The organism is Mycobacterium sp. (assembly GCF_035570115.1).
Taxonomy (GTDB): Bacteria; Actinomycetota; Actinomycetes; order Mycobacteriales; family Mycobacteriaceae; genus Mycobacterium.
Map to the genome: position 1 here is coordinate 1 of NZ_DATMLH010000003.1, position 15672 is coordinate 15672.

18 protein-coding genes, 1 pseudogene and 1 riboswitch are annotated in these 15672 nt (G+C 67.7%); of the genes and pseudogenes, 14 read left to right on the forward strand and 5 right to left on the reverse strand.

Going from position 1 to position 15672, the window contains the following annotated elements; genetic code table 11:
- Positions 1–207 (forward strand): alpha/beta hydrolase fold domain-containing protein (locus VNW74_RS00080; protein ID WP_325674569.1); only part of this gene is annotated, 207 nt, incomplete at its 5' end.
- A gap of 119 nt (positions 208–326) precedes the next feature.
- Here VNW74_RS00080 and VNW74_RS00085 read toward each other — a convergent pair.
- Positions 327–764, reverse strand: a complete 438-nt coding sequence (locus VNW74_RS00085; RefSeq protein ID WP_325674570.1) for a DUF3499 domain-containing protein — start codon at positions 762–764, stop codon at positions 327–329.
- Positions 765–925: 161 nt separating this feature from the next.
- On the opposite strand from VNW74_RS00085, the gene VNW74_RS00090 reads away from it, so the two are divergent.
- Positions 926–1348 carry a metallopeptidase family protein gene (locus VNW74_RS00090; RefSeq protein WP_325674609.1) on the forward strand — a complete coding sequence of 141 codons (423 nt, stop codon included), beginning with the start codon at positions 926–928 and terminating at the stop codon, positions 1346–1348.
- A 65-nt stretch (positions 1349–1413) separates the two neighbouring features.
- On the opposite strand, the gene VNW74_RS00095 is transcribed toward VNW74_RS00090, so the two are convergent.
- Complete coding sequence (locus VNW74_RS00095) at positions 1414–1779, reverse strand: WhiB family transcriptional regulator (protein ID WP_414686561.1); 366 nt, start codon at positions 1777–1779, stop codon at positions 1414–1416.
- 330 nt (positions 1780–2109) lie between these two features.
- Here VNW74_RS00095 and cofD point away from each other — a divergent pair, with 330 nt between their 5' ends.
- The 3 genes from cofD to VNW74_RS00110 are packed head-to-tail and all read left to right on the forward strand — an operon-like array spanning position 2110 to position 5020.
- Positions 2110–3102 (forward strand): 2-phospho-L-lactate transferase, encoded by a 993-nt coding sequence (cofD, locus tag VNW74_RS00100; RefSeq protein WP_325674571.1) that lies wholly within the window; start codon positions 2110–2112, stop codon positions 3100–3102.
- Positions 3099–4478: a coenzyme F420-0:L-glutamate ligase gene (locus VNW74_RS00105; protein ID WP_325674572.1), complete on the forward strand. Its 1380-nt coding sequence runs from the start codon at positions 3099–3101 to the stop codon at positions 4476–4478. Before cofD ends, VNW74_RS00105 begins: the two co-directional genes overlap by 4 nt.
- On the forward strand, positions 4475–5020 hold the full coding sequence (locus VNW74_RS00110) for an NUDIX hydrolase (RefSeq protein ID WP_325674573.1): 546 nt from the start codon (positions 4475–4477) through the stop codon (positions 5018–5020). The genes VNW74_RS00105 and VNW74_RS00110 overlap by 4 nt, the downstream gene beginning before the upstream one ends.
- Here the strand turns inward: VNW74_RS00110 and VNW74_RS00115 are convergent.
- From VNW74_RS00115 to rfbD, 3 genes are read right to left on the reverse strand one after another with little or no spacing between them, the layout of a single operon-like run.
- Positions 5002–6078, reverse strand: a complete 1077-nt coding sequence (locus VNW74_RS00115) for an NDP-sugar synthase (RefSeq protein ID WP_325674574.1) — start codon at positions 6076–6078, stop codon at positions 5002–5004. The two genes, VNW74_RS00110 and VNW74_RS00115, sit on opposite strands and share 19 nt — an antisense overlap.
- Positions 6075–6959, reverse strand: a complete 885-nt coding sequence (locus tag VNW74_RS00120; RefSeq protein ID WP_325674575.1) for a glycosyltransferase family 2 protein — start codon at positions 6957–6959, stop codon at positions 6075–6077. Before VNW74_RS00120 ends, VNW74_RS00115 begins: the two co-directional genes overlap by 4 nt.
- Positions 6960–6975: 16 nt before the next feature.
- Positions 6976–7860, reverse strand: coding sequence for a dTDP-4-dehydrorhamnose reductase (rfbD, locus tag VNW74_RS00125; protein ID WP_325674576.1), 885 nt, complete (start codon positions 7858–7860; stop codon positions 6976–6978).
- A gap of 176 nt (positions 7861–8036) precedes the next feature.
- On the opposite strand from rfbD, the gene VNW74_RS00130 reads away from it, so the two are divergent.
- The 9 genes and pseudogenes from VNW74_RS00130 to VNW74_RS00165 all read left to right on the forward strand — a co-directional run bounded on the left by VNW74_RS00130 (position 8037) and on the right by VNW74_RS00165 (position 15667).
- A complete protein-coding gene (locus VNW74_RS00130; protein WP_325674577.1) occupies positions 8037–9503 on the forward strand; it encodes an LCP family protein in 1467 nt (488 codons plus the stop codon).
- A gap of 34 nt (positions 9504–9537) precedes the next feature.
- Positions 9538–10215, forward strand: a complete 678-nt coding sequence (locus VNW74_RS00135; RefSeq protein WP_325674611.1) for a TIGR03089 family protein — start codon at positions 9538–9540, stop codon at positions 10213–10215.
- Between the two features lie 115 nt (positions 10216–10330).
- Positions 10331–10609 (forward strand): DUF1490 family protein, encoded by a 279-nt coding sequence (locus VNW74_RS00140; protein ID WP_325674578.1) that lies wholly within the window; start codon positions 10331–10333, stop codon positions 10607–10609.
- Positions 10610–10666: 57 nt separating this feature from the next.
- Positions 10667–12775, forward strand: a complete 2109-nt coding sequence (gene ctpC / locus VNW74_RS00145; protein ID WP_325674612.1) for a manganese-exporting P-type ATPase CtpC — start codon at positions 10667–10669, stop codon at positions 12773–12775.
- 123 nt (positions 12776–12898) lie between these two features.
- Positions 12899–13687 carry a heavy metal-binding domain-containing protein gene (locus VNW74_RS00150; protein ID WP_325674579.1) on the forward strand — a complete coding sequence of 263 codons (789 nt, stop codon included), beginning with the start codon at positions 12899–12901 and terminating at the stop codon, positions 13685–13687.
- Positions 13687–14061, forward strand: a complete 375-nt coding sequence (locus VNW74_RS00155) for a DUF5073 family protein (protein WP_325674580.1) — start codon at positions 13687–13689, stop codon at positions 14059–14061. Before VNW74_RS00150 ends, VNW74_RS00155 begins: the two co-directional genes overlap by 1 nt.
- A gap of 6 nt (positions 14062–14067) precedes the next feature.
- Positions 14068–14172: pseudogene (locus VNW74_RS31805) on the forward strand (hypothetical protein); the annotation flags it as partial.
- Positions 14169–14348, forward strand: a riboswitch (cobalamin riboswitch). Its footprint overlaps the pseudogene before it by 4 nt.
- Before the next feature lie 79 nt (positions 14349–14427).
- A complete protein-coding gene (locus tag VNW74_RS00160) occupies positions 14428–15105 on the forward strand; it encodes a (2Fe-2S)-binding protein (RefSeq protein ID WP_325674581.1) in 678 nt (225 codons plus the stop codon).
- Between the two features lie 4 nt (positions 15106–15109).
- Complete coding sequence (locus VNW74_RS00165) at positions 15110–15667, forward strand: DUF7676 family protein (protein WP_325674582.1); 558 nt, start codon at positions 15110–15112, stop codon at positions 15665–15667.
- Positions 15668–15672 lie beyond the last annotated feature (5 nt).

Below are 15672 nucleotides of genomic sequence, written 5' to 3' on the forward strand. Positions count from 1 at the left end.
CGGACGTTGATCCACGTGTCGGGATCCGAGGTGTTGCTGCACGACGCGCGGTTGGCCGCCCGCCGGCTGGCGGCCGCCGGCGTGCCGACCGAAGTCCGGGTCTGGCGCGGCCAGATGCACGACTTCCAACTCGCCGCCCCAATGGTGCCCGAAGCGACGCGCTCACTGCGACAAATCGGCGAGTACATCCGCGAAGCCACCGGCTAGCTGTTCGGGTTAAGGAGCCCCGCGCATAGCCTGGCGCTGGCTGCGCAGCGCGGCGGTTAGGCACCGGTCGGACGGTCACCGGCGCCGGGCGCTTTGCCCGTGGGGCTATTCACACCGGATTAGTCGGTGGGATCGGGCAACACTCGAAGATGGCCGCGTCGGCGCCCGGTGCCGCCGGAGCGCTGCCCGGCCGGAGCAAGCACGCCACCGGAGGGTGGCGCGGTCGGCGCACCGGCATGCTCGCCGCCGAAATCGTGAAATCCGTTGACCGGCGGACCTCCGGCGACGGCATCGCGACCCTCGCGCACCGCCTCGGCCAGCGCGATCAGATCATCCTCGTCGGGGTTGGTGGCCAGCGGTCCGGAGTGGCGGACGAGTTCCCAGCCGCGCGGCGCGGTGATACGACCGGCGTGGCTGACGCATAGGTCCCAGGAGTGCGGGTCGCGCGAGGTGGCCAGCGGGCCAATCACCGCGGTCGAGTCCGAGTAGACAAACGTCAGCGTCGCCACCGCGTAATGCGGACACCCGGGCCGGCAGCAGCGACGCGGAACGTTCACGTTCGAGAGGTTATCGTGCGAAAACGTCCCCAGAGCGCCGGACACGCGCATTCGCCCAAGCCACGATGTCCAACCGTTACCATCGCCGGGTGAGCGATTCGCGCAGCTCTCGCCCCGACCGACACCCTGCGGGCCGAAGAGTCTCGCGCCGCGGCCGCGAGATGCGCGGGCCGCTGTTGCCGCCGACGGTGCCCGGATGGCGCAGCCGCGCCGAGCGCTTCGACATGGCCGTGCTCGAGGCCTATGAGCCCATCGAGCGACGTTGGCAGGAGCGATTGTCGGGGCTCGACGTGGCGGTCGACGAGATCCCACGGATCTCGGCGAAGGATCCCGACAGCGTGCAATGGCCGCCCGAAGTTGTCGCCGACGGGCCGATCGCACTGGCCCGGTTGATCGGGGCCGGCGTCGACGTGCGCGGAAGCGCTACCCGGGCGCGAGTTGTGTTGTTCCGCAAGCCGATCGAGCGGCGAGCGAAGGACACAGTCGAACTTGCCGAATTGCTGCATGAAATCCTGGTGGCCCAAGTGGCTACCTATTTGGACGTCGAACCCTCGGTCATCGACCCGACGATCGACGACGAGTGAGCCGAGCGGACGATCGCAAGCTCGGCGTAGCCGGGCGCGGCGGGTCGCCCGCCGACTTAACCGCGTCAGATAATTCCGCGCTTGAGGCGGCGGCGTTCCCGCTCGGAGAGGCCGCCCCAAATGCCGAACCGCTCGTCGTGAGCTAACGCGTAGTCGAGGCATTCCGACCGGACCTCGCAGCCCAGGCAGATTTTCTTGGCCTCACGGGTGGAGCCGCCCTTTTCGGGAAAGAACGCCTCGGGGTCCGTCTGCGCGCACAACGCGCGGTCCTGCCACTGGTCGGTGGTGACCGGGTCGGGGTCAAATACTTCGACCGCATCGGGAACAGGAACCAAACTCAAATGGGGCCTTGCCGTTGCCCCAAGGATTGTCGAGCCGGTAGTGGTGTGCGGTGTGCCTCCCATTACGCCCCGAAGGTGCTCATAGGACATGCTCCGCCTCCCCTCACTTGTGTCGTTTGATCGTGAATGTCACCACTGTTTTGATGTCGGTCATCTCGATTCGAACAAATGATCGAATCTCGGTCTGCGACACCGAATCCGGCCGGCTAACCGGGAAATGACACTGATGTGATTAGACACGGGTGAGGTGCGCTTTGCAAGCGATTCGGAAGAATTCCATACCATCTCGTGATCATTTTTTTGCGACACTGAAGCCGTTGAGGTTCCGGCGTGTCGATCACACCCCCTTTTTTTGCACCCAGACGGACCCCCGCCGCGAGGGTTCGAGCCGCATCGTCGCCGGGCGTACTGTCGTGCGGTGTGAAGGTCACGGTTCTGGTCGGCGGGGTTGGCGGCGCCCGCTTTCTCCTCGGTGTGCAGCAGCTGCTCGGTCTGGGCCAGTTCACCTCCGCGCCTGCGACCACCGGCGATCACGAACTAACCGCGGTCGTCAACATCGGCGACGACGCCTGGATGCACGGGGTGCGCATCTGTCCGGACCTGGACACCTGCATGTACACCCTGGGCGGCGGCGTCGACCCGCAGCGCGGCTGGGGCCATCGCGATGAAACCTGGCACGCCAAAGAGGAACTCGCCCGCTACGGCGTGCAGCCCGACTGGTTCGAGCTCGGCGACCGTGATCTGGCTACCCATTTGGTGCGTACCCAGATGCTGAGGGCCGGCTACCCGCTCTCGCAAGTCACCGCGGCGCTCTGCGACCGCTGGCAACCCGGAGCCAGGCTGCTACCCGCCAGTGACGACCGCTGCGAAACCCACGTCGTCATCACCGATCCCACCGACGACACTCAGCGTGCGATCCACTTCCAGGAATGGTGGGTGCGCTACCGAGCCCAGGTCCCGACCCACAGCTTCGCATTCATCGGTGCTGAAAAGGCCCACGCTGCGCCTGAAGTCACCGAAGCCATCGCCGACGCCGACATCATCCTGGTGGCGCCGTCAAATCCGGTGGTGAGCGTCGGCGCGATCCTGGCCATCCCCGGCATCCGGGGAGCACTGCGATCAACCAAGGCGCCTATCGTCGGCTACTCGCCAATCATCGGTGGAAAGCCGTTGCGCGGCATGGCAGATGCGTGCCTGACCGTAGTCGGCGTGGCGTCTACCGCAGAGGCGGTGGGACGCCACTATGGCGCGCGAGCCGGCACGGGCATCTTGGACTGCTGGCTGATACACGAGGGCGACCACGCCGAAATCGACGGGGTTGCAGTGCAGTCGGTACCGCTGATAATGACCGATCCGAAGGCGACGGCCGAGATGGTGAGCGCCGGACTGGACCTCGCGGGGGTGGCAGCATGACCCCGCCGGCGACGCCGCCGGCCGGCGGGGAGCACGGCACCGCCTCGGCGGTTGAGATCCTGCCGGTGACCGGGCTTCCCGAATTTCGTCCGGGCGACGACCTGAGCGCGGGGGTGGCGGCGGCCGCGCCCTGGCTGCGCGACGGTGACGTGCTGGTGGTCACCAGCAAGGTGGTGTCCAAATGCGAAGGCCGGCTGGTGGACGCGCCCGACGACCCTGAGGCGCGAGACGTCCTGCGGCGCAAGCTTGTCGCCTCGGAGGCCGTTCGTGTGCTGGCCCGCAAAGGTCGCACGCTGATCACCGAGAACAAACTCGGCGTCGTTCAGGCCGCGTCCGGCGTGGACGGCTCCAACGTCGGCGCCGACGAATTGGCCCTGCTGCCCGTCGATCCCGACGCCAGCGCTGCGGCCCTGCGCGCCGGGCTGCGCGAACGGCTGGGCGTCACCGTCGCCGTCGTGGTCACCGACACGATGGGCCGAGCATGGCGCAACGGCCAAACCGACGCTGCCGTCGGCGCGGCCGGCCTGGCCGTCCTGCACAGCTACGCCGGCGCCGTCGACCGGCACGGCAATGAACTATTGGTCACCGAGATCGCGATTGCCGACGAGATCGCCGCCGCGGCCGATCTGGTCAAGGGCAAGCTGACCGCGATACCGGCGGCCGTCGTGCGCGGACTGCCCGGCGGCATCGTGTCCGACACCGGCGACACAGCCCGCCACCTGGTGCGGTCCGGCACCGACGACCTGTTTTGGCTGGGCACCGCCGAGGCCCTGGAGTTGGGCCGCCGACAGGCGCAGTTGCTGCGCCGCTCGGTGCGCCAGTTTGCCGACGAGCCGGTGCCGCCGCAGCTCATCGAGGCCGCCGTCGCGGAGGCGCTCACCGCGCCGGCCCCCCACCACACCCGGCCGGTGCGCTTCGTCTGGCTGCAGACACCCGCGATTCGCACACGGCTGCTGAACCGCATGCGGGACAAGTGGCGGTCCGACCTTTCCGGTGACGGCAAGCTTGCCGACGCCGTCGAACGGCGCGTGGCGCGCGGCCAGATCCTCTATGAGGCGGCAGAAGTCGTGATCCCGATGCTGGTACCCGAAGGTGCGCACGATTACCCAGACGCCGCGCGCAACGACGCCGAGCACACCATGTTCACCGTCGCGGTGGGGGCGGCCGTGCAGGCGCTGCTGGTGGCCCTGGCCGTGCGCGGGGTGGGCAGCTGCTGGATCGGCTCGACGATCTTCGCCGCCGATCTGGTCCGCCAAGAGCTGGAGCTGCCCGGCGACTGGGAGCCGTTGGGCGCCATCGCGATCGGCTATCCGCCTGAAGCGTCAGCGGACCCGCGCGACCCGGTGCCCGTCACCGACCTGCTGGTGCGCAAGTGAGCATTCAGCAGTCGGCCATCGCCTTGCTCCGCCAGTGGGAGGCGCCGAACCGGGGGCAGGACTCGCTGCGCCACGCCGTGTTGGCGTTTATGGACGCGCGCGACGACGCCTGCCGTCGCGAATGCGTACCGGGACACGTCACCGCGTCGGCGTTGGTGCTCGACGACTCCGGCGGCCAAGTCCTGCTCACTTTGCATCCGCGGCTGGGCCGCTGGGTGCAACTGGGCGGACACTGCGACGACACCGACCGCGACATCGTCGCGGCAGCGCTGCGGGAGGCCACCGAGGAATCCGGCGTGACCGACCTGCGCATCGAACCCGACCTGGTCGCCGTGCACGTCCACCCGGTCACCTGCTCGCTGGGTGTGCCGACCCGTCATCTTGATCTGCAGTTCGTGGCGCATGCTCCGGCCGGCGCCCAGATCGCGATCAGTGACGAGTCGATGGACCTACGTTGGTGGCCGGCCGAGGAGTTGCCCGAAGGGTCCGACGAGGCGCTGGCCTACCTCGTCTCCCGGGCCACTCACACGTCGCTGGAGTAGCGGATTCCGCCGTCGGGAATGGAAATCCCGGGCCACACCCGCGCCCCGCGCAGCAACTCGCAGCGTGCGCCGATGTCGGCGCCGTCGCCGATGACCCCGTCGCGGATCAACGCCCGCGGACCAATCCGCGCGCCGAAGCCGATGATCGAGCGCTCGATCACGCTGCCGGCCTCGATCCGGACGCCATCGAAGATGACCGCGCCGTCCAACCGCGCGCCGGGGCCGATCTCCGCGCCCCGCCCAACGACCGTGCCGCCAATCAGCAGCGCACCGGGAGACACCGCCGCGCCGTCGTGCACCAACTGCTCGCCCCGGTGGCCGTGCAGCGCCGGCGACGGGACGATGCCACGCACCAGATCCGCCGATCCACGCACGAAGTCTTCCGGCGTGCCCATGTCTCGCCAATAGCTGGCGTCGACGTAGCCGTAGACGCGGACGTCCCCGTCGGACAGCAGCGCTGGAAACACCTCCCGTTCCACCGATACCTCGCGCCCCCGCGGTATCCGGTCGATGATCTCGCGAGAGAAGACATAACAGCCAGCATTGATCTGGTCGGTCGGCGGGTCTTCCGTCTTCTCCAGAAACGCGGTTACCCGGCCGTTTTCGGTGGGCACGCAGCCGTATGCGCGCGTGTCGGAGACCCGCACCAGGTGCAACGTGAGATCGGCCTGCTGTTCGCGGTGATAGTCCAGCAGCTGACCCAGATCGGCACCGGAGAGCACGTCGCCGTTGAACACCATCACGGTGTCGTGGCGCAAGCGCGAAGCGACGTTGGCGATGCCGCCGCCGGTGCCGAGCGGATGCTCCTCGATCACATACTCGATCTGCAGACCCAGTTTGGACCCGTCACCGAACTCCGCCTCGAACAGCGCCGGCTGGTAGGACGTGCCCAGGATGACGTGATCGATACCGGCCGCCGCGATCCGCGAGAGCAGATGGGTGAGAAAGGGCAGCCCGGCGGTGGGCAGCATCGGCTTGGGCACCGACAGCGTCAGCGGCCGCAGCCGGGTTCCTTTGCCGCCGACCAAGACAACGGCATCCACGCCGGCCATCGTCATCGCCCTTCTGCCGACGTCCGCCGCGAGCCGCGCACCATCAGCCGTACCCGCACCGCCAACCCCGCCCGGATGGCCCAGCGCAGCGGCGCGCGCCGCCATCCAGCATGCCGGTCCGCGAGATAGAGGTAGGTGCTTTTGTGGTGGGCCACCAGGTTGCGCGCCGACTCGCGTCCGGTGGCGTGGCCCTTGTGGTGCAGCACCTCGGCCGACGGCACATAGACGTTCAGCCAGCCGGCCTTGCCCAACCGGTCGCCCAGGTCGACATCTTCCATGTACATGAAGTAGCGCTCGTCGAAGCCGCTGATCTGCTCGAAGGCCACGCGCCGCACCAGCAGGCACGAGCCCGACAGCCAGCCCACCGGGCGCTCGGTGGGTGCCAGCCGCTCCTGGCGGTAGGCCGTCGACCACGGATTGTGCTTCCACAACGGTCCGGCGACGGCGTGCATGCCGCCACGGATCAGGCTGGGCAGATGGCGCGCCGAGGGGTACAGCGATCCGTCCGGGTCGTGGATCAGCGGACCCAGGGTCGCTGCCCGTGGCCAGCGCGCGGCGGCGTCCAGCAGCGCGTCGATGCTGCCCGGGCCCCACTGCACGTCCGGGTTGGCCACCAGGACCCACTCTCCGACATCTTCTAAGGCATCGTCCAGCTGCGCTATCGCGCGATTCACCGCGCTGCCGTAGCCGAGGTTTGACCCGGTTGAGAACATCCGCACACCCGGGTAGCGCTCGACGGCGGCCTGCGGCGTCCCGTCGGTGGAGCCGTTGTCGGCCATCAGCACGCTCACCGGGCGCTCAGTCGCATGCGACAGCGACGCCAAAAACCGGTCCAGGTGCGGGCCCGGGGAATAGGTCACCGTCACGACTGGCAGGACGTCACTCACGCGTAGAGAGTAACGATCAAAGTCTGAGCGGCGCAGCCAGCGCCTGGGCGAGCGCGTCGCGCCACGGCCGCAGCGGCGACAAGCCGGCCCGCTCCGAGTGCCGACAGGACAGTGCCGAATACGGCGGTCGCGGCGCCGGCCGCGGATTGTGAGCGCTGGACACCGGCACCACCCGCTCGGGATCCGCACCGACGCCCTCAAACACCGCGCGGGCCTGCCCGAAGCGGGAGACCGCCCCCGCGTTGGCGGCATGCACAATTCCGTTTGGCGGCCGCGTGACCGGCCCATCGGCCACCTCGAGCAGCGCGGCGACCAGATCGGCGACGTAGGTCGGCGATCCAGTTTGGTCGTCAACCACCTCGACGAGGCCATCGCCGGCGGCCAGCTTGCGCATAACGGCCACGAAGTCCTTGCCGCTTGCGCCGGTGTAAACCCAGGCGGTGCGCACCACCACGGCCTCCGGCGACGCCGCCAGCACCGCGTGTTCGCCGGACAGTTTCGTCCGCCCGTACACGCTCAGCGGCGCCGTCTCGTCGTCGGACTCGTAGGGGTGCGGCGCTGATCCGCCGAAGTCGCCGCTAAACACGTAGTCGGTGGAGATGTGGATCAACCGCGCGCCGGCGCGGGCGCAGGCTTGGGCGATGCGCTCGGGGCCGGCCGCATTGACGGCGTACGCGCGCTCCTCGTCGCCCTCGGCGCCGTCCACATTGGTGTAGGCAGCGCAGTTGATCACCACATCGCCGGTCTGCACGATCTGCCCGGCGGCCTGCGGATCGGTGATGTCCCATTGCGACGAGGTCAGCGCCAGTACGTTGCGTCCCCGCCGAATCGCCTCGGCCGCCAAACAGCTGCCGGCCTGCCCACCGGCACCGGCAATGACCAAACGGTTGGGCGTTGTCACGACGACCCGCTCTCCCCCGCAAGCGGGAGGTACCCCCACCTCATCGCTTTGTCCCCTCGCCGCTGCGCGGCTGGGGGTGCCCCCACCGCATCGTCGTCGGCCCGGTCACGTCACGAGTCTGGCACGCCGAAGCTCCGCTACCGGCGATACTGCTGTGACGAAAGTAGTCTGGAGTGATGTCTGTGCATCGCGTGGTTCGTGTGATTGCCACAGTCGCGGCCGTGATGGTCGTGCTCTGTACCGGGGTGGCATGGAGCAAGGTCCGCTCCTTCGAGGACGGGATCTTCCACGTCTTCGCGCCGTCGCTGGGTCAGGGCGGCGACGACGGCGCGATCGATATCCTGCTGGTCGGCATGGACAGCCGCGCCGATGCGCACGGCAACCCGTTGAGCGCCCAGGAATTGGCGACGCTGAAGGCCGGCGACGAGGTGGCCTCCAACACCGACACCATCATCCTGGTGCGCATCCCCAACAACGGGAAATCCGCGACCGCGATCTCGATTCCACGCGACACCTACGTTTCCGCCCCCGGGCTGGGCAAGACCAAAATCAACGGCGTCTACGGCCAGACCAAGGAGGAGAAGCGGGTCAGCCTGGTCGAATCCGGCGTCGCGCCCGCCGAGGCCGAGGCGCAGGGAACCGAGGCCGGCCGCGAGGCGCTGATCAAGACGGTGGCCGACCTCACCGGTGTCACCGTCGACCACTACGCAGAGATCGGGCTGCTGGGCTTCGCGTTGATCACCGACGCCCTCGGCGGTGTCAATGTATGCCTCAAAGAGCCAGTATACGAACCACTTTCGGGCGCCGACTTTCCCGCTGGCTGGCAGAAGCTCAACGGCCCACAAGCGCTGAGCTTCGTTCGCCAGCGCCATGACCTGCCCCGCGGGGACCTGGACCGAGTGGTCCGTCAGCAGGTGGTGATGGCGTCGCTGGCCCACCAGGTGATCTCGGGCAAGACGCTGTCGAGCCCGGCAACGATGAACCGGCTGCAGCAGGCTATCCAGCGCTCGGTGGTGTTGTCATCGGGTTGGGACATCATGGATTTCGTGAATCAGCTGCAGAAGCTCGCCGCCGGCAAGATCGCGTTCGCCACCATCCCGGTGCTCGACGAGTCCGGCTGGAGCGACGACGGGATGCACAGCGTGGTGCGGGTAGATCCCCATCAAGTGCAGGACTGGGTCGGGGGCCTGCTGCACAATCAGGCGCAGGGCAAGACCGAGGAGCTGGCTTACACGCCAGACAAGACCACCGCCAGTGTGCTCAACGACACCGATATCAACGGGCTCGCTGCGTCGGTATCACAAGTGCTGAGCTCCAAGGGGTTTGCCGCAGGCACTGTCGGCAACAACGACGCTGCCCACGTGGCGGCCAGCCAGGTTCAGGCCGCCAAGGCCGACGACCTGGGCGCCCAAGCGGTCGCCAAAGATCTCGGCGGACTTCCCGTCATCGCCAATGCATCGGTCCCCCCGGGATCGGTGCGGGTGGTGCTGTCCAACGACTACACCGGCCCGGGCGCGGGCTTGAGCGACGGGCCCACCGCGACGACGGCCGGTTCGCCGAACTCCGGCGCGGCCGACAACAACGCTCCCCCGCCGTCGCCGATCCTGACCGCCGGCTCCGAGCACCCCGAGTGCGTCAACTGACGTGCCGACCCTCAGCGAAGCGATTCTGGACCCGATGCTGCGCGCCGACCCGGTCGGCCCGCGTATCACCTACTACGACGACGCCACCGGCGAGCGCATCGAGCTGTCCGCGGCGACACTGGCCAACTGGGCGGCCAAGACCGGCAACCTGCTACGCGACGAGTTGGCCGCCGGGCCCACCAGCCGGGTGGCGGTATTGCTACCGGCGCACTGGCAGACGGCGGCGGTGTTATTCGGGGTGTGGTGGATCGGCGCCGAGGTGGTACTCGGCGGCTCAGAGGCGGATGTCGCGTTATGCACCATGGCTCGACTCGACGAGGCCGACACCACCGGCGCCGGAGAGGTGGCGGTGCTGTCGCTGGACCCGTTCGGCCGCCCTGAGCCCGATCTGCCGGTCGGCGTCACCGACTACGCGACCGCGGTGCGGGTACATGGCGACCAGATCGTCGCCGAGCGCCATACCGGCCCCGCCCTGGCCGGCCGGTCCGTCGACGAGGTGATGGCCGCCTGCCAAGAGTCCGCGATGTCACGGGGTTTGACGGCAGGCGATCGGGTGCTCTCGACGGCAACCTGGGATAGGCCCGACGACATGATCGACAGTTTGCTCGCGGTGCTGGCAATCGGCGGGTCGCTGGTGCAGGTGGCCAACCCCGATCTGGCCACGCTGCCCCGCAAGATCGAGACCGAGAAGGTCACCCGTACCTTCGATTAGGCGAGCATCACCCGCGCCAAGACAATCCATGTTGATATCGCAATATTTCAATGTTAGCGTCGTCGGAAAGCGGTAAATTCAGGCCGGCAAGCCATTGTGAGGAGGTCGTTTCGCGATGTTGGTGCACGGGCTTTTGGGGAAGGCCGCCGGAACGGTAGTAACCGGTCTGGTCGGGGTCAGCGCCTACGAGGTTGTACGTAAGGCCCTGGCCAAGGCGCCGCTTCATGACGCCGCCGTGACCGCGACGGAGTGGGGACTGCGCGGAACTCGACGCGCCGAGGAAGCAGCCGAGTCAGCCCGGCTGAAGCTGGCCGACGTGGTGGCCGAAGCCCGCGAGCGCATCGGTGAGGAGGCCCAGCCTCCGGCCATCGGCAACCACGACCACGAGCACTGATTGCCCGCCGTGCCTGATCGCCCTGACTTAGTCGTCGTTTCCGACGCCGCGGGGCGGATGCGCGTGCACGTCCCCTGGGTGCGGGCGAATTCACGACGCGCCGTCGCCGTCGAAGAGGCGGTGGATCGGCAGAACGGGGTGCGGGCCGTGCACGCGTATCCCCACACCGGTTCGGTCGTCGTCTGGTATTCGCCGAGGCGCTGCGATCGTGAGGCGGTGCTGGCGGCGATCACCTCAGCCGAACACGTTGCCGCTCAGCTGATCCCGGCTCGCACGCCGCGATCATCCGACGTGCGCAACACCGAGGTGCTGCGCATGGTGATCGGCGGTACGGCGCTGGCCTTACTCGGAGTGCGCCGCTACGTGTTCAAACGACCGCCCCTGCTGGGCCCGAGCGGCCGGCTGGTTGCAACCGGCGCGACGGTGTTCATGGGCTACCCCTTCCTGCGCGGCGCGTTGCGCTCGCTGCGGTCCGGACGCGCGGGCACTGATGCGCTGGTGACCGCTGCGACCGTGGCCAGCTTGGTGCTGCGCGAGAACGTCGTCGCCCTCACCGTGCTATGGCTGCTCAATATCGGTGAGTACCTTCAGGACTTGACATTGCGACGGACCCGTCGGGCCATATCGGACCTGCTGCGCGGCACCGCCGACACGGCATGGATCCGACTGGCCGACGGCCCGCAGGCGGGCACCGAGGTACAGGTCCCGATTGACACCATCCAGATCGGCGACGACGTGGTGGTCCACGATCACGTGGCGATACCCGTCGACGGTGACGTGGTCGACGGCGAGGCCATCGTCGACCAGTCCGCAATCACCGGCGAAACACTGCCGGTCAGCATTGTTGCCGGGTCGACGGTGCACGCCGGTTCGGTCGTGCTGCGCGGACGGCTGGTAGTCCGCGCTAGCGCCGTCGGCAACGAAACCACCATCGGCCGCATCATCAGCCGCGTCGAAGAGGCACAACACGATCGGGCACCGATACAGACCGTCGGCGAAAACTTCTCCCGTCGCTTCGTTCCCATCTCGTTCATCGTGTCCGCGATCACCCTGGCGATCACCGGAGACGTCCGGCGCGCGATGACCATGCTGCTCATCGCGTGCCCGTGCGCGGTGGGCTTGGCGACGCCGACGGCGATCAGCGCCGCGATCGGCAACGGCGCGCGCCGCGGCATTCTGATCAAGGGCGGGTCGCACCTCGAGCAGGCAAGCCGGGTGGACGCGATCGTCTTCGACAAGACCGGCACGCTCACCGTCGGACGCCCAGTGGTGACGAATATCATTGCACTACACAAGGATTGGCAGCCTGAGCAGGTGCTCGCCTATGCGGCCAGCTCAGAGCTGCACTCCCGTCACCCGTTGGCCGAGGCCGTGATCCGCTCGACGGAGGAACGCCGCATCATCATTCCGCCGCACGAGGAATGCGAGGTGCTGGTCGGCCTTGGCATGCGGACGTGGGCCGACGGGCGGACGCTGCTGCTGGGCAGCCCGTCGCTGCTGCGCTCGGAAAACGTCAAGGTGTCGAAGAAGGCAGGTGATTGGGTCGACAAGCTGCGCCGTCAGGCCGAGACCCCGTTGCTGCTCGCGGTGGACGGCACACTGGTCGGGCTGATCAGCCTGCGCGACGAAGTCCGGCCCGAAGCGCCAGATGTGCTGAAGAAGCTGCGCAGCAACGGAATCCGCCGTGTCGTGATGCTCACCGGAGATCACCCCGACATCGCAACGGTGGTCGCCGGCGAGCTGGGCATCGACGAGTGGCGCGCCGAAGTACTGCCCGAGGACAAACTCGAAGTGGTACGCCAACTTCAGGACGAGGGCTACATCGTCGGCATGGTCGGCGACGGCATCAACGACGCCCCGGCGTTGGCAGCCGCCAACATCGGCATCGCTATGGGCCTGGCCGGTACCGACGTCGCGGTCGAGACCGCCGACGTCGCGTTGGCCAACGACGATCTGAATCGCCTGCTCGACGTCGGCGACTTGGGCGCCCGCGCGGTCGAAGTCATCCGCCAGAACTATGGCATGTCGATCGCGGTCAACGCCGCCGGGCTGCTCATCGGTGCCGGCGGCGCATTGTCGCCGGTGCTTGCCGCGATCCTGCACAACGCGTCGTCGGTGGCCGTCGTCGCCAATAGTTCCCGGCTGATTCGGTACCGCTTGGACTAAGCAACGGTCGGGTCGGCGTACTGAGGCCACTGGCAGGCTAAGGGTTGACCAACCGCTGGAGAAGCATCCGCCCGGCCGACCTCGGCCTCGTAGGATGTGCGCAACTGGCGAAAGGATACCCACGTGTCATCGACCCCGCTCGACCCCGTTGCCAGCGAACGGCTGTCGCATGCCGACAAAGTCTTCACGTCGGACCTGTCGATCAGCGAATTCGCGATCCTGCACGGGTCCGGTTTCGAACCACTCGATCTGGTGATGGGTGTCTCGGTTTACCACGTGGGCTACCAATTCGCCGGCATCCGGCAACAATCCGAGCTCCCCGTGCTCACCGAGGCGACTTACCGCGCGCGCTGGAACGCCATGGCCCGAATGCAGGCCGAAGCCGACGCGCTGGGCGCCGACGGTGTGGTCGGTGTCCGCCTGGAATGGCGCCAGCACGGCGCCGAAGCCGAGCACTTGGAGTTCATCGCGGTCGGAACCGCGGTGCGCTACACCCCTAAACCAGGGGCCTTCCGGCGCGGTAACGGGCAGGCTTTTTCCAGTCATCTGTCGGGGCAGGACATGGCGACGCTGCTTCGATCAGGCTACGCGCCGGTGGCGTTCGTCATGGGCAATTGCGTCTTTCACATTGCCGCGCAAGGCTTTCTGCAGACCATGCGACAGATGGGCCGCAACGTCGAGATGCCGCAGTGGACGAAGGGAAACTACGAAGCGCGCGAGTTGGCGATGTCGCGTATGCAAAGCGAAGGCGAGCGCGACGGCGCATCAGGAGTCGTCGGCGTGCATTTCGCCATCCAAAACTACGCCTGGGGCTACCACACGGTGGAGTTCTACGCGGCCGGGACGGCAGTGCGTCGCAGCGGCACGGCCGAAACGATCGTGCCGTCGTTCGTTCTCGCCATGAACGACTGATGGCGGCTTTCGACGCCGAGCGAGTGAGCCGCACCGTCACCGGCGCGCTGGCTGGACCGGGTGGAATCGCGTTGGTGATCAACGTCTTTGCCGGGCTGCCGGGCGTTGCGCATACCGCCGCCCGTCGGGGAGTGTTCCGGTCGCAACCCGCACGACTGCAGATCGGCGACTGGCGCTACGAGCTGACTCCCGACGACCGGTTGAGGGCGGCACACGTGGTCGGTGGCATCGTGATCGCCGAGGATGTGCTGCTGGCCGACGCGGTGGGGCCCCACCTCGCCCGCTCCCTCGGCCAGATTGTCGCCCGCTACGGTCCGGCGGTCATCCCGAACATCGATGCAGCGGTGGACGCGTTGAGCGCAAGCGCGGGGTGAGGTGAGGCCGGCGGTGCATCGTCGCCGGTGCTCGCCGCGATCCTGCACAACGCGTCGTCGGTGGCGGTGGTCGCTAACAGTTCGCGCCCGATTCGGTACCGATTGGAATGAGCGAAGTGCGACAATGTCGCATGTAAGGCGATGACGATGTAGGAAGCCGGTGGAAATCCGGCGCGGTCCCGCCACTGTCATCGGGGAGCGACCCTCAACCGCCACGGCTGCGAGCTGGAAGGCGAGGGGAGCAGCGATCCGAGAGCCAGGACACTCGCGTCGTCGCATCCTGCGAACCGGGGCGGTCGACCCCGAGAGAGCTGTTAGACGTCGATGTCACGTCGTCCTTGTAACCGAGCGCCCGAGGCGAAAGCCGTGGCGCTGTTCGCCGAACTCTCGGACATCGGTCCTTACTTCGCGGTGGGCACCGGGCCCGTTGATAACGGCTGGCGGCCGGTAGCGCACCTCTACACCGACGCCGCACTGCTCGAAGGGATCGTCGGCCGCCTACAGGCTCGCATGAACACCGCAGAGCAGCGAGTCGCTGCGTCGACATTGTTCCTCGGCTTCGCCGCGCGGCTGTGGTCGATCGGCCTCGGCGCGGTGGCTGGCTACCGGCTGCTGCCCGACTTGGCGCCCGAGCGCTTGCTCTTCCGCGAGGCCGGCGGGCAAATCCGGCTGCATATCGAACGTCCCGTCGCCTGGCAGGGCGACGACCTGGAGCCCACGCTGGCCGACATGGTGCTCGACCAGCACGTGGCGCCGCTCGCCGCGGCGCTGAGCCGACTCGGGCCGATCTCGGGAACGTTGCTGCGGGGCAATGCGGCCTCCGCGCTGCTCGGCGCCGCGCGGGTCTTTGACCGCGGCGCCACACCCGGACCCGGATGGCAACTGGCCCGCACCTTATGTGCCGACGAAAGACTTTCGGATGCAATCTGTTTCAACGATGCGGGCTACCGCCGGACCAGCTGCTGCCTCTACTACCGCGTCCCAGGCGGCGGGCTGTGCGGCGACTGCGTGTTCACGACCCTGCCCCGGAGCGCGGAAAGGTGACATCATGACCGACCCCAACCCCGCCGTCGTCGACGCGGACGGCGGTGGCCGCGAACAAGTCTGGCCGCTACCCACCGACGAACAAAGCCTGCTCGATTTGATCCACCTGTGCTTCGAGCAGTACTGGGACGAAATCTGGTTCGGCACCCTGGTCCAGGGCGCGGCCTGGGAAGTGGCGGCGCCCAATCCACCGAAGCGCATCTCGATGTACGACGGGTACGCCACTGTGGATTTCGGTCGCTGGCATTTCCACCTGTGCATCGGCGAGCACCGAGAAAGCGGACCCGAACTTGGCCGGATCGGCAGGTGTTCGCGCGCCGAGCTGTATCGCCGAATCGCCGACGACGGGTCCCCCACCTCGTGGGGAGCGCGCCTCTACAACGGGCGCGGCGAGCAAATGATGACGCTGATGCTGCCCAATCCGTTTTTGACCAACGATCAGCAGTTTCGTGACCAGCCGGCGTGGACGCAGTTGGAACTGTGGGACCGGCTGCGGGCTAAGTACCTCGGGCTGGATCCCGACCCAGTCGACCGCTCCGGCAAGGGTTTTCGTCATGGCTGAGGGAG